At 74.4% G+C, this 18,852-nt stretch carries 7 protein-coding genes; 6 read left to right on the forward strand and 1 reads right to left on the reverse strand.

The window, feature by feature from the left end; genetic code table 11:
- Positions 1-10: 10 nt before the first annotated feature.
- The 6 genes from BN159_RS29070 to BN159_RS29095 are packed head-to-tail and all read left to right on the forward strand — an operon-like array spanning position 11 to position 17,958.
- Entirely contained in the window at positions 11-703 is a 693-nt protein-coding gene (locus BN159_RS29070; RefSeq protein WP_015660585.1) for a DUF6875 domain-containing protein, read from the forward strand.
- Positions 703-1,794 (forward strand): methyltransferase, encoded by a 1,092-nt coding sequence (locus BN159_RS29075; RefSeq protein WP_015660586.1) that lies wholly within the window; start codon positions 703-705, stop codon positions 1,792-1,794. The genes BN159_RS29070 and BN159_RS29075 overlap by 1 nt, the downstream gene beginning before the upstream one ends.
- A complete protein-coding gene (locus BN159_RS29080) occupies positions 1,787-12,625 on the forward strand; it encodes a non-ribosomal peptide synthetase (protein WP_015660587.1) in 10,839 nt (3,612 codons plus the stop codon). The genes BN159_RS29075 and BN159_RS29080 overlap by 8 nt, the downstream gene beginning before the upstream one ends.
- Positions 12,622-16,512, forward strand: a complete 3,891-nt coding sequence (locus BN159_RS29085; protein ID WP_015660588.1) for an amino acid adenylation domain-containing protein — start codon at positions 12,622-12,624, stop codon at positions 16,510-16,512. The genes BN159_RS29080 and BN159_RS29085 overlap by 4 nt, the downstream gene beginning before the upstream one ends.
- A gap of 32 nt (positions 16,513-16,544) precedes the next feature.
- Positions 16,545-16,754 carry an MbtH family protein gene (locus BN159_RS29090; RefSeq protein ID WP_015660589.1) on the forward strand — a complete coding sequence of 70 codons (210 nt, stop codon included), beginning with the start codon at positions 16,545-16,547 and terminating at the stop codon, positions 16,752-16,754.
- Positions 16,747-17,958 (forward strand): cytochrome P450, encoded by a 1,212-nt coding sequence (locus BN159_RS29095; RefSeq protein WP_015660590.1) that lies wholly within the window; start codon positions 16,747-16,749, stop codon positions 17,956-17,958. Before BN159_RS29090 ends, BN159_RS29095 begins: the two co-directional genes overlap by 8 nt.
- Here BN159_RS29095 and BN159_RS42960 read toward each other — a convergent pair.
- Positions 17,929-18,816 (reverse strand): helix-turn-helix transcriptional regulator, encoded by an 888-nt coding sequence (locus tag BN159_RS42960; RefSeq protein WP_015660591.1) that lies wholly within the window; start codon positions 18,814-18,816, stop codon positions 17,929-17,931. The genes BN159_RS29095 and BN159_RS42960 overlap by 30 nt on opposite strands.
- Positions 18,817-18,852 lie beyond the last annotated feature (36 nt).

Genomic DNA, 18,852 nt, shown 5'->3' on the forward strand with positions numbered 1-18,852 from the left:
AGGGAAAGACATGACCACGGGTGCCGAACCGGGCACACAGCCGTCGCTCGCCGGGTTCAGCGGCGACACCACCGTGTCCCCGCCGAGCGGATACGAGCACCGGCTGCGCGAGGACATCGCCGTACTCGACTCCTGGCTCGTCGACTACATCAGTCAGCCGCATCCGCAGCTGCGCCGCAAGGGAGCCGTCTGCCCGTTCGTGCCGGCCGCGCTCCAGGCCGACGCGCTGCGTGCCGCCTTCCACTACGAGGTCTCCGGCAAGGACCCCGACGAACTGCACGCCCTGCTGGAGGAGGAACTCGACCGGTTCGTCCGCCGGCCCGCCGAGGATTCCCTGGACAGCCTTGTCGTGGTGCTGCCCGACCTCGCCGAGGACGGGTACGCGGCCCTCGACGAGGTGCACGCCCGGCTGAAGAACGCCGCCGTGGCGGGCGGCGCCATGATCGGCCAGTTCCACCCCGCCTGCGACGAACGCTCGGTGCGCAACGACGGGTTCCGGGTCTCCCGCTCCCCGCTGCCGCTGCTCGCCGTCCGGCACATGGCCTCGCACGACATCCTCTTCCTGCACGAACTCCCGCACTGGTTCGCCGCCTACCGCGAACGCTTCGGCGCGCAGTTCGCCGAGGGCCGGATCCGCGAGCCGCTGATGCTCGGCCTGTACGCCGCGGCCGAGCGCCGCCACGTCCGGCGGAGGGAGTCCTGATGCGCCCCGAGGAAGCCGACGCCGCCGTCGCCGTACGCGCGCTGCTGTACGCCCCGCTGGTCTCGCGCGCCCTGTGCGCGGTGGCCGAACTGGGTATCCCCGACGCCCTGGCGGACGGTCCGCGCACCGCCGCCCGGCTCGCCCGGGACACCGGCGCCCACGAGGCGGCCCTGCACCAGGCGCTGACCGCGCTGACCGCCTTCGAGGTCTTCGAGGCGCTGCCGGACGGCCGGTTCGCCCTCGCCCGGCTCGGCACCGCCCTCACCACGAGCGCCCCCGGCAGTGCCCTGCCCAGCGCCCTGATGGCCCAGGCCCTCACCGCCCGCGCCTGGCAGGGCATCCCGGACACCGTGCGCACCGGGACGCCCGCCTTCGACCAGGAGTTCGGCGCCGACTTCTTCGCCGTCCTCGACCAACGCCCGGACCTGCGGGACCTGTTCGACGCCACGCAGGCCCGGGACGTCGAACTGGAGAGCGCCGCCATCCTGCGCGCCCACGACTTCTCCACGGCCGGCACCCTCGTCGACGTCGGCGGCGGCGACGGCGCCCTCCTGTGCGAACTGCTCGCGGCCCACCCGGAGTTGCGCGGGGTGCTGCTCGACCGGCCCGCCGCGGCCGCCGCGGCCCGCGCCCGGTTCACCGCCGCCGGGCTCGCCGACCGTGCCGAGACCCGTGCCGGGGACTTCTTCACCGCCGTACCGGACGGCGGGGACGTCTATCTGCTGCGCGAGATCCTGCACGACTGGGACGACGAGCAGTGCGTCACCGTGCTCGCCGCCTGCCGCCGCGCCATGCCCGCGCACGCCCGCCTCGTCGTCGTCGAACTCGCCGCCGACGACCGGCCGGGCACCGACGCCGACGCCCGGATGACCGCGCTGATGACGCTCTACATGCTCTCCGTGCTGCCCGGCCGCGAGCGCACCCCCGGCGAGTTCGAGGCCCTGTTCGGCAAGGCGGGCCTGCGGCTCACCTCCGTGACCCGCCTGACCGGACAGAAGACCCTCCTCGTCGCGGTCCCCGAAGGCGCCACCCCCGAACCCGCCGACCCGTCCGCCCGAACGAGCCGTGAGCGGAGCACCGACCATGTCTGAGACCCCCGCACCACGCCACCCGCTGACCGGCCCGCAGCTCGGCGCCTACTACGGCCATGAACTCGACCGGCTGAAGTCGACGTACAACCAGGCCTCCTACCTGGAGATCACCGGCCCGCTGCGGGCAGACCTGCTGGAGGCGGCGCTCCGGTCGGCGGTCGCCGAGACCGACGCGCTGCGGATGCGGTTCGCGGCCGACACCACCGGGCCCGTGCAGGTCCCCTACCCGCCCGAGCCGTTCCCCTTCCCGGTGGTCGACCTGACGGACCGCGACGATCCGCGGGCCGAGGCCGAGGCATGGATGCGGGCGGAACTGGCCCGCCCCGTCGACCTGGCGACCGGGCCCACGCACGCCCAGGCGCTGTTCCGGATCGGCCCCGACCGGCACCTGTGGTACCAGCGCTACCACCACCTCGTGCTCGACGGCTACGGCGTCTGGCTGCTCACCCGGCGCACCGCCGAGCTGTACGACGCGCTGCTCGCCGGCGCCGACAGCGCGGGCACCCCGCTGCGGCCCCTCGCCGACCTGCTCGACGAGTACACCGCCTACCTCGGCTCCGACGACTGCGCCCGCGACCGCGCCCACTGGCACCGACGGCTCGCCGAGCCGCCCGCCCCGGTGCTCCTCGGCGGCCGCGGCGCGCCCGCCGGACCGGAGTACATCCTGCACCGCACCGGAGCCGACGCCTCCGTCGTCCGGGGCCTGCACGCCCTGGCCGAACGGCTGGGGCAGCGCTGGACGCGTACCGCCGTGGCCGCCGTCGCCGCCCATGTGCACGCCGAGACCGGACGGCGGGACCTGCTGTTGACGCTGCCCGTCACCGGGCGTACCGCACCGGCCGCCCGCGAGGTGCCGGGCATGCTCGCCACGATGCAGCCCCTGCTGCTCGACCACGACCCGGACGCCACGCTCGCCGCCTTCACCGCCCAGGTCGCCGAGCGGGTCGACGAGGCCCTCGCCCACCAGCGCTACCCCTACGAACGGCTCCGCCGCGAGCTGCGCACCCCGGCCGACGCGCCCAAGCTGTACGGGCCGATCGTCAATGTGCTGGCCTTCTCCGCCGAGCCGACGTTCGGCGGGCTGCCCGCCGTACGGCAGTGGATCGCCATCGGGCCGGTCGACGACCTGGAGTTCATGATCCAGGAGTCGGCCACCGGGGAGCTCCAGCTCAACCTGTGGGCCAACGCCGCCGTGTACTCGCCCGAGACCGTGGCCCGGCACGGCGAGTCCGTCGTGGCGCTGCTCGGGCGGCTGGCCGAGGCCGGGCCGGAGACGTCCATGGCCGACCTCAGTGGTCCGCGGACCGTCGTGACCGCCCGGCCGGTGGTCGGGACCGCCGCCGGTCTCTTCGCCGCCCGTGTCGCCGCCGACCCGCATGCTCCCGCACTGCTCACCGACGGCGAACTTCCCATGTCCTACGGCGAGTTGGACACCCGTGCGGAGACGCTCGCCCGACGCCTGACCGAGCGTGGGATCGGTCCGGAGAGCCTCGTCGCGCTCGCCCTGCCGCGCGGGCGGACCCTGATGACGGCCGTGCTCGCGGTGTGGAAGGCGGGGGCCGCGTTCCTGCCCGTGGACCCCGACTACCCGCCGGACCGCGTCGAGTTCATGCTCGCCGACGCCCGCCCCGCACTCCTGCTGACCGACCCGTCCGTCGACCTGTCGGCCGTGGAACTGGCCGGACTGCCCCGGATGACGCTCCGCGACAACGACAGCGCACCCGCTTCGGCCTCGCCCGGGTCCGTCTCGGCCGACCCCGCCCACCCGGCCTACGTCATCTACACCTCGGGCTCCACCGGCCGCCCCAAGGGTGTCGTCGTCACCCACGCCGGGATCGCCGACCTCGTGCACACCCAGCGCACCCGGCTCGCCGCCGGGCCCGGCGCCCGTGTCCTTCAGTTCGCCTCGCCCAGCTTCGACGCGGCGTTCTGGGAAACCGCGATGGGCCTGTTCAGCGGGGCCGCGCTGGTGGTGGAACCGGCCGACAAGCTGACCCCGGGGCCCGCGCTCGCCGCGACCCTCGCCCGGCACCAGGTCACCCATCTCACCGTGCCGCCCTCCGCCCTGTCCGCGATGACGGGCCTCGACCTGCCCTCCGTGACCACGCTCGTCGTCGCCGGAGAAGCGGTGACCGAGCAACTGGTGGGCACCTGGGCGCCCGGCCGGACCATGGTCAACGCCTACGGCCCGACCGAGACGACGGTCTGCGCCACCACCAGCGCCCCGCTGACCACCGACGGCGGCCCCGCCCCGCTCGGCACCGGTGTCCAGGGCACCCGCGTCCACGTACTCGACGACGCCCTGCGCCCGGTCGCCCCCGGCGGCACCGGAGAGCTGTACATCGCCGGACACTCCCTCGCCCGCGGCTATCTGCGCCGCCCCGGACTGACCGCCACCCGTTTCGTGGCATGCCCGTTCGGGGCGCCCGGCGAGCGCATGTACCGCACCGGGGACCTGGTGCGCCGGACGGACGACGGACAGCTCCTCTTCGTCGGCCGCGCCGACGACCAGGTCAAGGTCCGCGGACACCGGGTGGAGCTCGGCGAGGTGGAGACCGTCCTGCGCCGCCACCCGGACGTCGCCCAGAACGCGGTCACCGTCCACGGCGAACTCCTCGTCGCCCACGTCGTGGCGGGACCCGGCGCCCGCGTCGACGCCGAGGCACTGCGCGCCTACGCCGCCGCACGGTTGCCGGAGTACATGGTGCCCGGCGCCTTCGTCCTGCTGGACGCGCTCCCGCTCACCCCCAACGGCAAGACGGACCGCGCCGCGCTCCCCGCCCCCGACTTCCGGGCGGCGCCCGCCTCCGAGGACGCCCACCGGCCGCTCACCGAGCACGAGGAACTCCTCGGCCGGCTGTTCGCCGAGGTCCTGGGCGTCGACGAGGTGGGCCCGGACGACAACTTCTTCGACCTGGGCGGTCACTCCCTGCTCGCCACCCGCCTGCTGGTGAAGATCCGTGCGACGGTCGGCGCCGAGCTGTCGGTCGCCGATCTCTTCGACGCGCCCACCCCCGCGGGCCTCGCGGTCCGCCTCGCCCCGCCCGCTCCCTCGGGTCTGGTCCGGCGGGAGCGGCCGTCCGCCGTGCCGCTGTCGTTCGCTCAGCGCCGGTTGTGGTTCCTGCACCGGCTGGAGGGGCCGAGCGCGACGTACAACATCCCGTTCGTCCTGGAGGTGGACGGGCCGCTCGACGTCGCGGTGCTGGAGGCGGCGGTCAATGACGTCGTCGCCCGGCACGAACCCCTGCGGACCGTGATCAGGGAGCGCGAGGGCGATCCGGAGCAGGTCATCCGGGAACCGGCGCCGGACCTGGTGACCGTGGACCGCGCCGACGTGGCTCCCGGTGAGCTGGAGTCGGCGCTGCGCGACGCGGTGGCCCACACCTTCGAGCTCGGCAGTGAACTCCCCCTGTGCGTCAGCGTGTTCCGCACGGCGGCCGACCGGTGGGCCGTGCTGCTCCTCATGCACCACATCGCCGGGGACGGCGCGTCCGTACGGCCGCTGCTGCGCGACCTGACCGAGGCGTACGCGGCGCGGCAGCGCGGGGCGGCCCCCGAGTGGGCGCCGCTGCCGGTGACGTACACCGACTACGCCCTGTGGCAGCGCGAGCAGTTCGGGGAGGACGCGGAGGACGCGGAGCACGAGGACCTGACGTACTGGCGCACGGCCCTCGCCGGTCTGCCCGACGCGCTGGAGCTGCCCTCCGACCGGCCGCGCCCGGCGGTCAGCAGCCATCGCGGTGCCGTGCACACCTTCCGCGTCGAACCGGCGCTGCACCAGGGGCTGTTGAGCCTGGCGCGGGAGACGGGGACGACGCTGTTCATGGTGGTGCAGGCCGGTCTGGCCGCGCTGTTGTCCCGGTTGGGGGCGGGGGAGGACATCCCGCTGGGCTCGCCGGTGGCGGGGCGTACGGACGACAGTCTGGAGGAGCTGGTCGGGTTCTTCGTGAACACGCTGGTGCTGCGTACGGATGTCTCGGGTGATCCTTCCTTCCGTGAGCTGCTGGCCCGGGTGCGGGCCGCTGATCTGGAGGCGTACGCCCATCAGGACCTGCCCTTCGAGCAGTTGGTGGAGGCGCTCAACCCGGAGCGGTCACTGTCCCGGCAGCCCCTCTTCCAGGTGATGCTGTCGCTGGACAACAACCCGTCCGCCGCCGTCGCCGTGCCCGGACTCGGTGTGCGCACCCGGGTGGTGCGGGCCGAGGTCGCCCGTGTCGATCTGACGCTCAGCCTCAGCGAGGTCGACGGCGGGGGTGTCGAGGGCTCCTTGGAGTACGCCACCGACCTGTTCGAGGCGGACACCGCCGCCGCGCTGATGGCCCGACTGGTGGGACTGCTCGGCGAGGCCGTGGCCGATCCTTCCGTCGCCGTGTCCGGCCTGGACGTCCTCCGGCCGGGTGAGACGGCGACGCTGACGGGGGAGTGGAACGCGCCCGCGCTGCCCGCCGCCGCGCAGCGCACGCCCCGCACGGTCCAGGAACGCTTCGCCGAACAGGCCGCCCGCACCCCGGACGCGGTCGCACTGCGCCAGGCTGACGGCGGCACCGTCACCTACCGCGAGCTGGACGAGCGGCAGCGCCGCCTCGCGGGACGGCTGCGCGCCCTCGGCATCGGCCCCGGCAGCCGGGTCGCCGTCCTCCAGGAGCGCTCGGCGGCGCTGGTCGTCACCACGCTGGCCGTCCTGCGCACCGGAGCCGCTTATGTCCCGCTGAACCCGGCCGACCCCGCGCCCCGCATGCGGCACGTCCTGGCCGAGACGGGCGCGGCGGCCCTGGTCACCGACCGGGATCCGGCCGAGGCCCTGGGCGTGCCGGTGCTGCGCGTGGACGGCGCGGAGCACGCCGACGGCACGGGCGACGATTCGCTCTTCGCGGGCCACCCCGACGATCTCGCCTACGTCATGTACACCTCGGGCTCGACCGGTGCCCCCAAGGGCATCGCCGTGACCCACGCCAACATCCTGGCGCTGGCCGACGACCGGCACTGGCGTTCCGGTGCGCACGGCCGGGTCCTGGTGCACTCGCCGTACGCCTTCGACGCCTCGACGTACGAGATGTGGGTGCCGCTCCTGCACGGCGGGGAGGCGGTGCTGGCCCCCGCGGGCCGGCTGGACTCCGCCGCGCTCGCCGACACCGTCCAACGGCACGGTGTCACCGCGGTGTTCCTCACCACGGCCCTGTTCAACCATCTCGTCGAGGACCACCCCGACTGTCTGTCCGGGGTGCGGGAGGTGTGGACCGGCGGCGAGTTCGTCTCCCCGGGCGCGGTCCGACGGGCCCTCGAACGTTGCCCCGGCACCATCGTCGTCCACGTCTACGGACCCACCGAGACGACGACGTTCGCGGTCTGCCACCCACTGGCGGGGCCGGAGTCGGTCCGGGGCGAGACCGTGCCGATCGGCCGCGCCCTGGACGGCGACCGCTGCTTCGTGCTCGACGATCGGCTGCGGCCCGTGCCGCCCCATGTCGTGGGCGAGCTCTACATCGCGGGCGAGGGAGTGGCCCGCGGATACGTCGGCCAACCGGGCCTGACGGCAGGCCGGTTCGTGGCATGCCCGTTCGGGGCGCCCGGCGAGCGCATGTACCGCACCGGCGACCTGGTGCGCTGGACCGCCGACGGGCAGATCGTCTTCGTGGGCCGCGCCGACGACCAGGTGAAGATCCGCGGCCACCGCATCGAACTCGGCGAGATCCAGGCCGCGTTGCTCGACGACCCGAGCGTGGCGCACGCCGTGGTCACCGTCCTCGACGACGCCACCGTCGGCCGTCGCCTCGCCGCCCATGTCGTCCCCGCCGACCTCACGAACCCGCCCGTCGTGGACCGGCTGCGGGCCCGCCTCGCCCAGCTCCTGCCCGGGTTCATGGTGCCGGGGGTGTTCGTGGTGATGGAGGCGTTGCCGTTGACGCCGAACGGGAAGGTGGACCGGCGGGCGTTGCCGGTGCCTTCGGATGCGGTTCGGGGTGCTGACGGTGGTGGTCGGGTGGCGGGGTCGCCGGAGGAGGAGATGGTCTGCCGGGTGTTCGCGGAGGTGCTGGGTCTTTCGCGGGTGGGGGCGGACGCGCACTTCTTCGAGCTGGGTGGGCATTCGCTGCTGGCGACGCGGGTGGTGGGCCGGTTGCGGTCGTTGTTCGGGGTGGAGTTGCCGATCCAGGCGCTCTTCGATGCTCCGACGCCTGCGGGTCTTGCGGAGCGTGTGCGGGGTGTGGAGGGTCGGTCGCGGCCGGGTGTGGTGCGGCGGGAGCGGCCTGTGGTGGTGCCGTTGTCGTTCGCTCAGCGCCGGTTGTGGTTCCTGCACCGGCTGGAGGGTCCGAGTGCGACGTACAACATTCCGCTGGCTCTGGAGGTGGAAGGGCGGTTGGATGTCGGGGTGTTGGAGGGGGCGGTCAATGACGTCGTCGCCCGGCACGAACCCCTGCGGACCGTGATCGGGGAGCGCGAGGGCGTTCCCCAGCAGGTCATCCACGAGCCGGCGCCGGACCTGGTCGCCGTACGGACTCACGAGGTCGCGGCGGACGGGCTGCCGTCCGCGCTCGCGGAGGCGGTGACGTATCCCTTCGATCTCGGTGCCGAACTGCCGTTGCGGGTGGAGGTGTTCCGGTCCGGTCCGGAGCGGTGGACGGTGCTGCTGCTGGTGCATCACATCGCCGGGGACGGCTGGTCGCTGCGGCCGTTGCTGCGGGACCTGACCGAGGCGTACGCGGCACGGCAGCGCGGTGAGGTTCCGGAGTGGGCCCCGCTGCCGGTGACGTACACCGACTACGCGCTCTGGCAGCAGGAACTGCTCGGCGACGAGGACCAGCCCGGCACCCTCGCCCGGGAACAACTCGCCTATTGGCAAGGCGCCTTGAACGGAATCCCGGAACAGCTCGCGCTGCCCACGGACCGACCTCGGCCCGCCGAGCCCAGTTACCGCGGCGACATGCGCCACTTCTTCATCGAACCCGAGCTGCACCGGGCCCTGTTGGAACTGGCGCGGGAGACGGGGACGACGCTGTTCATGGTGGTGCAGGCCGGTCTGGCCGCGCTGTTGTCCCGGTTGGGGGCGGGGGAGGACATCCCGCTCGGCTCGCCGGTGGCGGGGCGTACGGACGACAGTCTGGAGGAGCTGGTCGGGTTCTTCGTGAACACGCTGGTGCTGCGTACGGATGTCTCGGGTGATCCTTCCTTCCGTGAGCTGCTGGCCCGGGTGCGGGCCGCTGATCTGGAGGCGTACGCCCATCAGGACCTGCCCTTCGAGCAGTTGGTGGACGCGGTCGGCGCCGAGCGGTCCATGGCGTACAACCCGCTGTTCCAGGTGATGCTGGCGCTGGACAACAACGCCGACACCGCCGTCGAGCTGCCAGGGCTCAGGGTGCGCCCGCGCCCGGTCGGCACCCGGGCCGCGCGCTTCGACCTCACGGTCGGGCTGAGCGAGCGGGTGGTGGGTGACCTGGGGGCCGAGGGGGTCCGGGGCAGCGTCGAGTACAGCACCGACCTGTTCGACGCGGCGACCGTCGACGCGTTCGCGGCCCGGCTGCTGCGACTGCTGGGCCAGGCGGTGGCCCGGCCCGACCTGCCCTTCGGCGAGCTGGAGATCCTCACCGACGAGGAGTCCACGGCACTGGGCACCGCCGGCCGACCGGAGGCCGCCGCCGCGGTCACGGCGCCCGCGCTGTTCGAGGAACGGGTCCGGGAGGCGCCGCACGCCGTCGCCGTCACGGCCGGGCGCGAACAGCGCACGTACCGGGAGCTGAACGAGGCCGCCAACCGGCTGGCCCGGGTACTGATCGAGCACGGGGCCGGTCCGGACACGGTGGTCGCGGTACGGCTGCCGCGTGGGCCCCGGCTCGCCGAGGCGATGCTGGCGGTCCTGAAGTCGGGCGCCGCGTACCTGCCGCTCGACCCGGACTATCCGGCCGGACGCATCGCCCACATGCTCGACGACGCCCGGCCGGTGCTCCTCGTCGGCCCGACGCCCGAAGCCGGGGTGCCCGTCCTCGACCTCGACGCCCCGGACACCCGCGACGCCCTCGGCGCCGTGTCCCCGCACGACGTGGCCGACTCCGAGCGCCGGGCACCCCTGCGCCCCGGGCATGTCGCCTACGTCGTCTACACCTCCGGCTCCACGGGCCGCCCCAAGGGCGTGGAGGTGCCGCACCGCGGGGTCGCCAACCTGGTCGCCGCCTCCCAGGAGGAGCTGGGTGGAGTCGGTCCCGGGAGCCGGGTGCTCCAGTTCGCCTCGCCCAGCTTCGACGGGGCGTTCTGGGAGATCGGCGCCACCCTGCTGGCCGGCGGCTGTGTGGTCATGCACCCCACGGGCGCGTGGAACGCCGCCGAGGACCTGGTACCGCTGGTGACCTCGCAGAAGGTGACCCATCTGGCCATCCCGCCGTCCGTGCTGGCGATCCTCCCCGACGACGCGCTGCTGCCGGACACCACGCTGTTCGTCGTCGGTGAGGCCTGCCCGCCCGCGCTGATGGCGCACTGGGCGCCGCGCTGCCGGATGCTCAACTCCTACGGCCCGACCGAGACCACCGTCTCGGCGACCGTCACCGAGCCGCTCACCGCGGGCGGCACCCCGCCCATCGGCACCCCGATCCGGGGCGTGCGCGTTCATCTGCTCGACGAGCGGCTGCGGCCGGTGCCGCCCGGTGTGCCGGCCGAGGTGTACATCGCCGGCGCGGGCCTGGCCCGCGGCTACCGGAGCCGGCCCACCGCCACCGCCGAACGCTTCGTGGCCGACCCCTGGGGCGCGCCGGGCAGCCGGATGTACCGCACCGGGGACCTCGCCAGGCGCCGCACGGACGGTCAGCTGGAGTTCGTCGGCCGGGTGGACGAACAGGTCAAGATCCGCGGCTACCGGATCGAACTCGGCGAGATCGAGACGGCGCTGGCCGCACACCCCGGGGTCGCCCGGACGGCCGTCGCCGTGCACACCGGGCCGCGCACCAGCCGCCTCGTCGGCTACGTCGTCCCCGCGCCCGGCACCGACGGCCCCGACGGCGCCGAGCTGCGGGCCTTCGTGGCGCGGACGCTGCCGGACTACATGGTCCCGGCCGCCTTCGTCACGCTGGACCGCCTGCCCCTGTCGCCCAACGGCAAGCTGGACCGGGCCGCGCTGCCCGCCCCCGAACCGGTGGGCGCCATCGGCGGACGGGCGCCGCTAGGGGCGGTGGAGGAGACGCTGTGCGGCATCGTGCGCGAGGCGCTCGGCATGCCGGACGCCGGAGTGGAGGACGACTTCTTCGACCTGGGCGGCGACAGCATCACCGCCATCCAGCTCAGCAGCCGGGCCCGGGCCGCCGGACTCGCCCTGTCGCCGCGGGACGTCTTCCGGCACCGCACGGTCGCCGCCCTCGCCCGCGTGGCCACCGAGACCGGCGCCGCGGTGGAGCCGGACGACGGCACCGGAGAAGTGACGCCGACGCCGGTGATGCGGTGGCTGTACGAGCTCGGCGGTCCCACCGACGGCTTCCACCAGTCGATGCTGCTGCGGACGCCCGCGGGCGTACGACAGGACACGGTCGCCGCGGTGCTCCAAACCCTCCTCGACCACCACGACATGCTGCGCGTGCGCCGGGACGAGGAGGGAAGGCTGGTGGTTCCGCCGGCCGGCGCGGTCCGGGCGGCGGAGCTGCTGCGCCGCGTGGACCGCGTAACGCCTGAGCACTTTGCGGAGGAGTCGGCGCGAACTGTTGCCGAACTCGCTCCCGCCCAGGGCCGTACCGTCGCCGCCGTCTGGTTCGACCATGGCCCCGACGAGTCGGGCCGACTGTTCCTCGCCGTGCACCACCTCGCCGTGGACGGGGTCTCCTGGCGCATCCTCCTGGAGGACATCGCCGAGGCGGGCCGCGCGCTCACCGAGGGCCGGGAACCGCGTCCACAGCCCGTGGTCACGTCCTTCCGGCGCTGGTCGCAGCTGCTGGCCGCCGAGGCCGACAGCACCCGGCGCACCGCCGAACTGCCGCACTGGCAGGCCACGTCGACCGTACCCGCGCCGCTCGCGCCGGGCCTGGACCCGGTGCCGGGCCGGGACGTCACCCGCACGATCCGGCGCCGCGCCGACAGCCTCGCCGCGGACACCGGCCGGGCGCTGCTCACGACGGTCGCCCCGGCGTTCCACTGCGGTCCCGACGAACTCCTGCTCACCGCGCTCGCGTTGGCCGTGGCCCGCTGGCGCCGCGACCGCGGCACACCGGCCGACGCGCTGCTCGTCGAGCTGGAGGGGCACGGCCGCGCCGACCTCCCCGGTGCGGACGTCTCCCGCACGGTCGGCTGGTTCACCAGCGCGCATCCGGTCCGGCTCGACCTCGCCCACACCGACCTGGACGAGGCGCTCGCCGGCGGACCGGCCCTCGGCGACGCCGTGAAGCGGATCAAGGAGCAGGTGCGGTCCGCCCCCGGCGACCGTATCGGCCACGGTCTGCTGCGCCATCTCAACGCGGGCACCGCGCCCCGGCTCGCCGGACTCGCCGTGCCGCGCGTCGGCTTCAACTACCTCGGCAGGCTGCCCTCCGGCGGCCCGGCCGCCGACTGGGCGATCGACCCGGCCCCGGGCGCCTTCGGCGGCGGCGCCGACCCGGACCTGCCCGCGGTGCACACCCTGGCCCTGAACGTCGTGGCCGAGGACCGCCCCGAGGGGCCGGTGCTGCGCGCCGGGTGGACCTGGCCGGGCGCGCTGCTCGGCGAGGACGACGTGGCGGCCCTCGCCGACACCTGGCTCGCGGTGCTGGCCACGCTCGCCCGGCACGACGCGGGCGACGCCGGGCGCACCCCGTCCGACGTACCGCTGGTCGGCCTCAGCCAGGACCAGCTCGACCGACTCGAAGCAGCTTGGAGGTCCCCGCGGTGAACCAACGGTCCGGACTGAGCGACGTCCTGCCGCTCTCCCCGCTCCAGGAGGGCCTGTTCTTCCACAGCCTCTACCACCCGGACGGGCCCGACGTGTACGTCACCCAGCTCGTCCTCGATCTCGCCGGTCCGCTCGACGCCACCGCGCTGCGCCGGTCCGCCGAGGCCCTGCTGGTGCGCCATCCCCAGCTGGGCGCGGCGTTCTGGACGGAGGGTCTCGACCGGCCGGTTCAGGTCCTGCCGCGTGCGGTCGAACTGCCGTGGGAGGAAGTCGACTTCAGCGGATCCCCGGACGGCGCCGACCGCTTCCTCGCCGCCGACCGGGCCCGCCGCTTCGACCTCGCGGCGCCCCCGCTGGTGCGCGCCGCCCTGCTCCGGCTGGCCCGGGACCGGCACCGGCTGATGCTGACGGTCCATCACATCCTGCTGGACGGCTGGTCCACGCCCGTGCTGGTGCGCGAACTCCTCGCGCTCTACGACGCGGACGGCGACCCCTTGGCCCTGCCGCCCGCCCCGCCCTACCGCGACTATCTGGCCTGGGTGGCCCGGCAGGACGGGGCCGCCGCCCGCGCGGCCTGGCGGGCCGAGCTGGCCGGGGTGGACGAGCCCACCCGGATCGCCCCGCCCGCCGCCGAGCCGGCTCCGCGGGTGCCCCGGCGCCGTACCGCCGACCTCGACGAGGACCTCACCCGGGCGCTCACCGAGCTGGCCCGCTCCCGGGGGCTGACCCTGAACAACCTGGTCCAGGCGGCCTGGGCGGTGCTGCTGGGCCGGCTCACCGGCCAGGACGACGTCGTCTTCGGAACCGTGGTCTCCGGACGGCCGCCCGAACTGCCCGGCGTCGACGCCATGGTGGGGCTGTTCATCAACACGGTGCCCACCCGGGTGCGTACGTCCCCCGCCGACCCGCTCGCCGCGGTGGCCGTCCAGGCCCGCGACCGGCACCTGGCGACGAGCGCGCACCACCATCTGCCGCTCGCCGACGTCCAGCGGGCGGCCGGGGTCGCCGAACTCTTCGACACCGTCGTCGTGTTCGAGAACTACCCCACCGGATCCGCCGCCCTCACCGCCCGGCAGCTGACCGTCACCGGCATCGTCGGCCATGACGCCACCCACTACCCGCTGATGCTGGCCGTCGTCCCCGGCGCCCGACTGCACCTGCGGCTCGACCACCGCGCCGACCTGATCGACGACGAACGCGCCGAGGAGATCCTGGCCGCGCTGTGCGCCGTCCTCATCGCCTTCGCCGCCGACCCCGACCAGGCCACGGGCCGCGTCGAACCGCTGCCGCCCGCCCGGCTGACGCAGGTCCTGACGGACTGGAACGACACCGGCCGCCCGGTGCCCGACACCACGCTCGCCGGACTCCTCGACGACTCCTTCCGCCGCCGCCCGCACGAGGTGGCCCTGGTCTTCGGCGACGAGGAGCTGACCTACGCCGAACTCGACGCGCGGGCCTCCCGGCTGGCCCGGTATCTGATCGAGCGGGGCGCGGGACCCGAGCGGATCGTGGCGCTCGCCGCCGACCGGTCCGTGCTGCTGGTCGTCGCCCTGCTCGCCATTGTCCGCACCGGTGCCGCCTACCTGCCCGTGGACCCGGACTACCCGGCCGAACGCATCACCGGCATGCTCGCCGACGCCCGGCCCGCCCTGCTGCTCTCCGACAGCGCGGCCGTCGGCCGACTCCCCGCCGCCGACTGGACCGTCCTCGACGAACTGGACCTCCAAGATCTCCAGGACCGCCCGGGCCCCCACGCCCCCGTCACCGGCGACACCGCCGTCAACGTCGTCTACACCTCCGGCTCCACCGGCCGCCCCAAGGGCGTCGTCGGCACCCAGCGCGGCCTGGTCAACCGGATGGCCTGGTTCGCCGAGCTGTACTCCTTCGACGCCAACGACCCGGTGTGCGCGAAGAGTTCGATCAGCTTCATCGACGGCACCGTGGAGATCCTCCAGACCCTCGTGCACGGCGGCCGGGTCGTCCTCGCCGACGCCGCCACCGCCAAGGACCCGGCCGCGCTCGCCGACCTCGTCGGCAAGAGCGGCACCCGCGTCCTGACCGCCGTACCGAGCCTGCTCCAGGCCCTGCTGAAGGAGGAGGAAGACAGCGCCGACGGCGCCGGACGGCTCGCCTCGCTGCGTCTCGTGCTCAGCAGCGGCGAGCCCATGCCGCCCGAACTGCCCGCCCGGCTCGCCCGCTGCTGCCCCGACGCGCGACTGATCAACTTCTGCGGCTGCACCGAGGTCAGCAGCGAGAGCCTGTACGCCCACTGCACCGTCCACGACCAGTCCATCGGCCGCCCCCTGTGGAACACCCGCGCCCACGTCCTCGACTCCGCCCTGCGCCCGGTGCCCCCGGGCACGCCCGGCGAGCTGTACTACGGCGGCGTCGGTGTGGGCCGCGGCTACCTGGGCCGGGCCGCGGTCACCGCCGAACGGTTCGTCGCCGACCCCTTCGGCCCGACCGGGGCGCGCATGTACCGCACCGGCGACCTGGTGATGTGGCGGCCCGACGGCAGCCTCGCCTTCCTGGGACGCGCCGACGACCAGGTGAAGGTGCGCGGGGTGCGGGTGGAGCCCGGCGAGGTCGAGGCCGTCCTCGCCGCCCACCCCGACGTCACCGAGGCCGCGGTGGCCGTACGGGAGCTGCCCGGCGCCGCCCGCGCCCTCGTCGGCTACGTCGTCCCCGCCCGCGGCGGCGACCCGCTCGACCCGGTCGCCCTGCGCCGGCACGCCGCGGACCGGCTGCCCGCGGCCATGGTGCCGGGCGCCCTGGTCGTCGTGGACCGCCTGCCGCGCACCCCGAACGGCAAGGTGAACCGGCGTGCCCTGCCCGCACCCGACGCGCGCGCGGCGCGGACCGCGCCTCCGTCGGGCCCCGAGGAACAGGTGCTGTGCGAGCTGTTCGCCGAGGTGCTCGAACTCCCCTTCGTGGGCGCCCAGGACGACTTCTTCGCGCTCGGCGGCCACTCCCTGCTGGCCACCAGGCTCGCCGCCCGGGTCCGCTCGGTGCTCGGCGTGGAACTCGGCCTGCGCACTCTGTTCGAGGCACCCACCCCGGCCGGGCTCGCCACCCGCCTCGGCGGCGGCGAGGCACGCGACGCCTGGTCCGTCCTGCTGCCGCTGCGCGCCACCGGCACCCGCGCCCCGCTGTTCTGCCTGCACCCGGCCGGCGGATTCAGCTGGTGCTACACCGGACTGCTCCGCCATCTCCCGCCCGACCAGCCGGTCTACGGCATCCAGGCGCGCGGACTGACCGAACCCGGCCATGTCCACGACGGCGTCGACCGGATGGCCGAGGACTACTGCGCCCGCATCCTGGAGGTCCGGCCCACCGGCCCGTACCACCTGCTCGGCTGGTCCTTCGGCGGACAGCTCGCCCAGGCCGTCGCGGCCCGGCTGCGGGCGGCCGGGCACCAGGTCGGGCTGCTGGCCATGCTCGACTCCTATCCGCCCGAGGCGCTGCCCGCCGACGAGCCGACCGACCGCGGCGAGGTGCTGCGCTTCCTGTTCGCCGAGTACTTCGGCGTCGAGCCGCCCGATCCCGCCGACGGACCGCTCGACCCGGCCCGCGCCGCGGCGCTGCTGCGCGCCGCCGGACTCGCCGACTTCACCGAGGACCACCTCACGGCCATCGCGGACGTCCTGCCCGCCAGTGCGCACGCCGCCCGGGCCCACCGGCCCACCCCGTACGACGGCGACCTGCTGCACTTCCGCGCCACGCTCGGCCGGGACGAGGGACTGCCCGACGCGGACGCCTGGCGGCCGCACATCACCGGCCGGATCGAGGCCCACGACATCGCCACCACGCACGGCCGGATGACCCGGCCCGACGAACTCGCGCAGCTCGGCCCCGTCGTGCGGGCCCGGCTGGACGCGGCCCAGTGACCCCGACCATCTTCGACCCGAGGAGCGGCACCATGAGCAACCCCTTCGAGGACAACGACGCCCGCTATCTGGTCCTGCGCAACGACGAGGGCCAGCACTCCCTGTGGCCGGCGTTCGCCGCCGTCCCCGACGGCTGGACGACCGTCCACGGGGAGGCCGGGCGGCAGGAGTGCCTGGACTACGTCGAGGAGCACTGGACCGACCTGCGTCCGGCGAGCCTGGTCCGGGCCGCCGATGTCTGATACCGGTCAGCTGGTCGAGGCGCCCGACCTGGCCGATCCGGCGTTGTACCGGGACGGCGAACCGGAGGCCGTGTGGGCGCGGTTGCGCGCCCGGTCGCCGGTGTACCGCAACGAGCGCGTCGGCAAGGAGTCCTTCTGGGCCGTGCTCGGCCACCGTGCGGCGCTGGACGTGCTGCGCCGGCCGGAGGTGTACGCCTCCGGCCGGGGCATGCGGCTCGACGACTCACCGGGCGCGACCGAGGCGGCCTCGGGGCGCATGCTCATCGTCACCGACCCGCCCCGGCACGCCAAGCTGAGGCACGTCATGAACGCCGCCTTCACCCCGCGTACGGTGGCCCGGCTGCGGCACGCCATGCGGGCCACCGCGCGGGGAATCGTCGAGGAGGCGCTGGAGCGCGGACGGTGCGATTTCGTGGACGTCGCGGCCAGGCTGCCGGTCGCGGTGATCTGCGATCTGCTCGGGGTGCCGCCCGCCGACCGGGCCTTCATGCTGGACCGCACCATGACGGCGTTCGGCCACGCCGGGCCGGGCTCCGCGGACCGCGCGGCGGCGGCCCGCGCGCACACCGACATCCTCGTGTACTACGCCGAACTCGCCGAGCTCAGACGGCGGGAGCCCGCGGACGACGTGGTCACCGCGCTCGTCCAGGGCACCGTCGACGGGCGGCCGCTGACCGACGAGGAGATCTACCTGAACTGCGACGGCCTCGTCTCCGGCGGCAACGAGACGACCCGGCACGCCACCGTCGGCGGGCTGCTCGCCCTGATGCGCGATCCGGGCCAGTGGGAGCTGGCGAGTCGGCCGGACCATCCGATGGAGACCACCGCGCAGGAGATCCTCCGGTTCACCAGCCCGGCCATGCATGTGCTGCGCACCGCCACCGAGGACGCCGAACTGGCCGGGCGACGGGTGCGGGCGGGGGACCGGGTCGCGGTGTGGCTGCCGGCCGCCAACCGCGACCCCGGGGTCTTCCCGGACCCCGACCGGTTCGACGCGCTGCGCACCCCGAACCGGCATGTGGCGCTGGCCCCGGGCGAGCACTACTGCCTCGGATCGGCCCTCGCGCTGGCCGAACTCACCGTGTTCTTCGAGGAGTTGACCCGCAGGGTGCGACTGCCCGAACCGGCCGGTGAGCCGGTCCGGGCAGCCTCCAACCTCATCCGCGGCTTCGAGTCACTGCCCGTGCTGCTGCGGGGGCGGTGACCCCTGGCGCCCGTCCTGTCGCGGCGTCCCGCTGGTCAGGCCCAGTTCGGCGGCGCGCAGCCCCGCCTGGAACCGGGAGGAGGCGTCGAGGCGCTGCATCACCTCCGAGACATGGCGCCGGTACGTCCGTACGGACATGTCGAGTTCGCGGGCGGCGACCTCGTCCGTACGGCCGGTGCCCATCAGGTGCAGCACCTTCAGCAGCGTTTCCTCCTCCTCGCCGCCGTCCTGGGAGGTGAAGCGCATCGCGATGGACCAGTCGGCGGCCCGGCTGAACACCGCGTCGAACAGCACGCGTAAGGAGTGCACGGTGTGCGGTTCGCGGACCAGGACCGAGCGGGAGGTGCCCCGGTGCGCGGGCAGGATCGCCGCGGTGCGGTTCAGCAGGGCGAAGCCGGACAGCGGATGCAGCGACACCCGCACCTGGGCGCCGCGTCGGACACTGCTCTCCAGACAGCCGATACGGCAGCCCTCGCCGCCGTCGGCCGCCACGGTCAGCACCCGCACCGGAGCGCCGTGCTCCAGGAGCCACTGCTGGGTCGGCCAGGCGCCGCCGTAACGGCAGGAGTAGCGGGCGCCGAGATCGACGTAGCAGAGTTCCGGGGAGGTGCGCCGGGGCTGGGAACGCCAGTGGTCGAGCGCGGCGCGGAAGGCGTCCTCGGTGCGCAGGGGTTCGGCCGGGCCGGGGAGCGGCCCGCGGGCGCTGTCGTGCGCGTGCAGCGCGGACTGGATGAGCGCCTGCGCCTGGGCCAGGGCGGCCTTGACGTGATCGTCCTTGAAGGCTTCGTCGGGGATTTTCGGGACGGATTCGCGTATGTGCGGCTCTTCGTGCGAAAGGCTGCTTGCGGTAGTGCTCAAGATTCCCCCGTCTTGCGTTCTGTTTCCTCTTGTGTC

Source organism: Streptomyces davaonensis JCM 4913, assembly GCF_000349325.1.
In the GTDB taxonomy this organism is placed as follows: domain Bacteria; phylum Actinomycetota; class Actinomycetes; order Streptomycetales; family Streptomycetaceae; genus Streptomyces; species Streptomyces davaonensis.

Coding starts and splice junctions, on each gene's coding strand:
- BN159_RS29070 (WP_015660585.1), top strand. CDS start 11: ATGACCACGGGTGCCGAACCGGGCACACAGCCGTCGCTCGCCGGGTTC.
- BN159_RS29075 (WP_015660586.1), top strand. CDS start 703: ATGCGCCCCGAGGAAGCCGACGCCGCCGTCGCCGTACGCGCGCTGCTG.
- BN159_RS29080 (WP_015660587.1), top strand. CDS start 1,787: ATGTCTGAGACCCCCGCACCACGCCACCCGCTGACCGGCCCGCAGCTC.
- BN159_RS29090 (WP_015660589.1), top strand. CDS start 16,545: ATGAGCAACCCCTTCGAGGACAACGACGCCCGCTATCTGGTCCTGCGC.
- BN159_RS29095 (WP_015660590.1), top strand. CDS start 16,747: ATGTCTGATACCGGTCAGCTGGTCGAGGCGCCCGACCTGGCCGATCCG.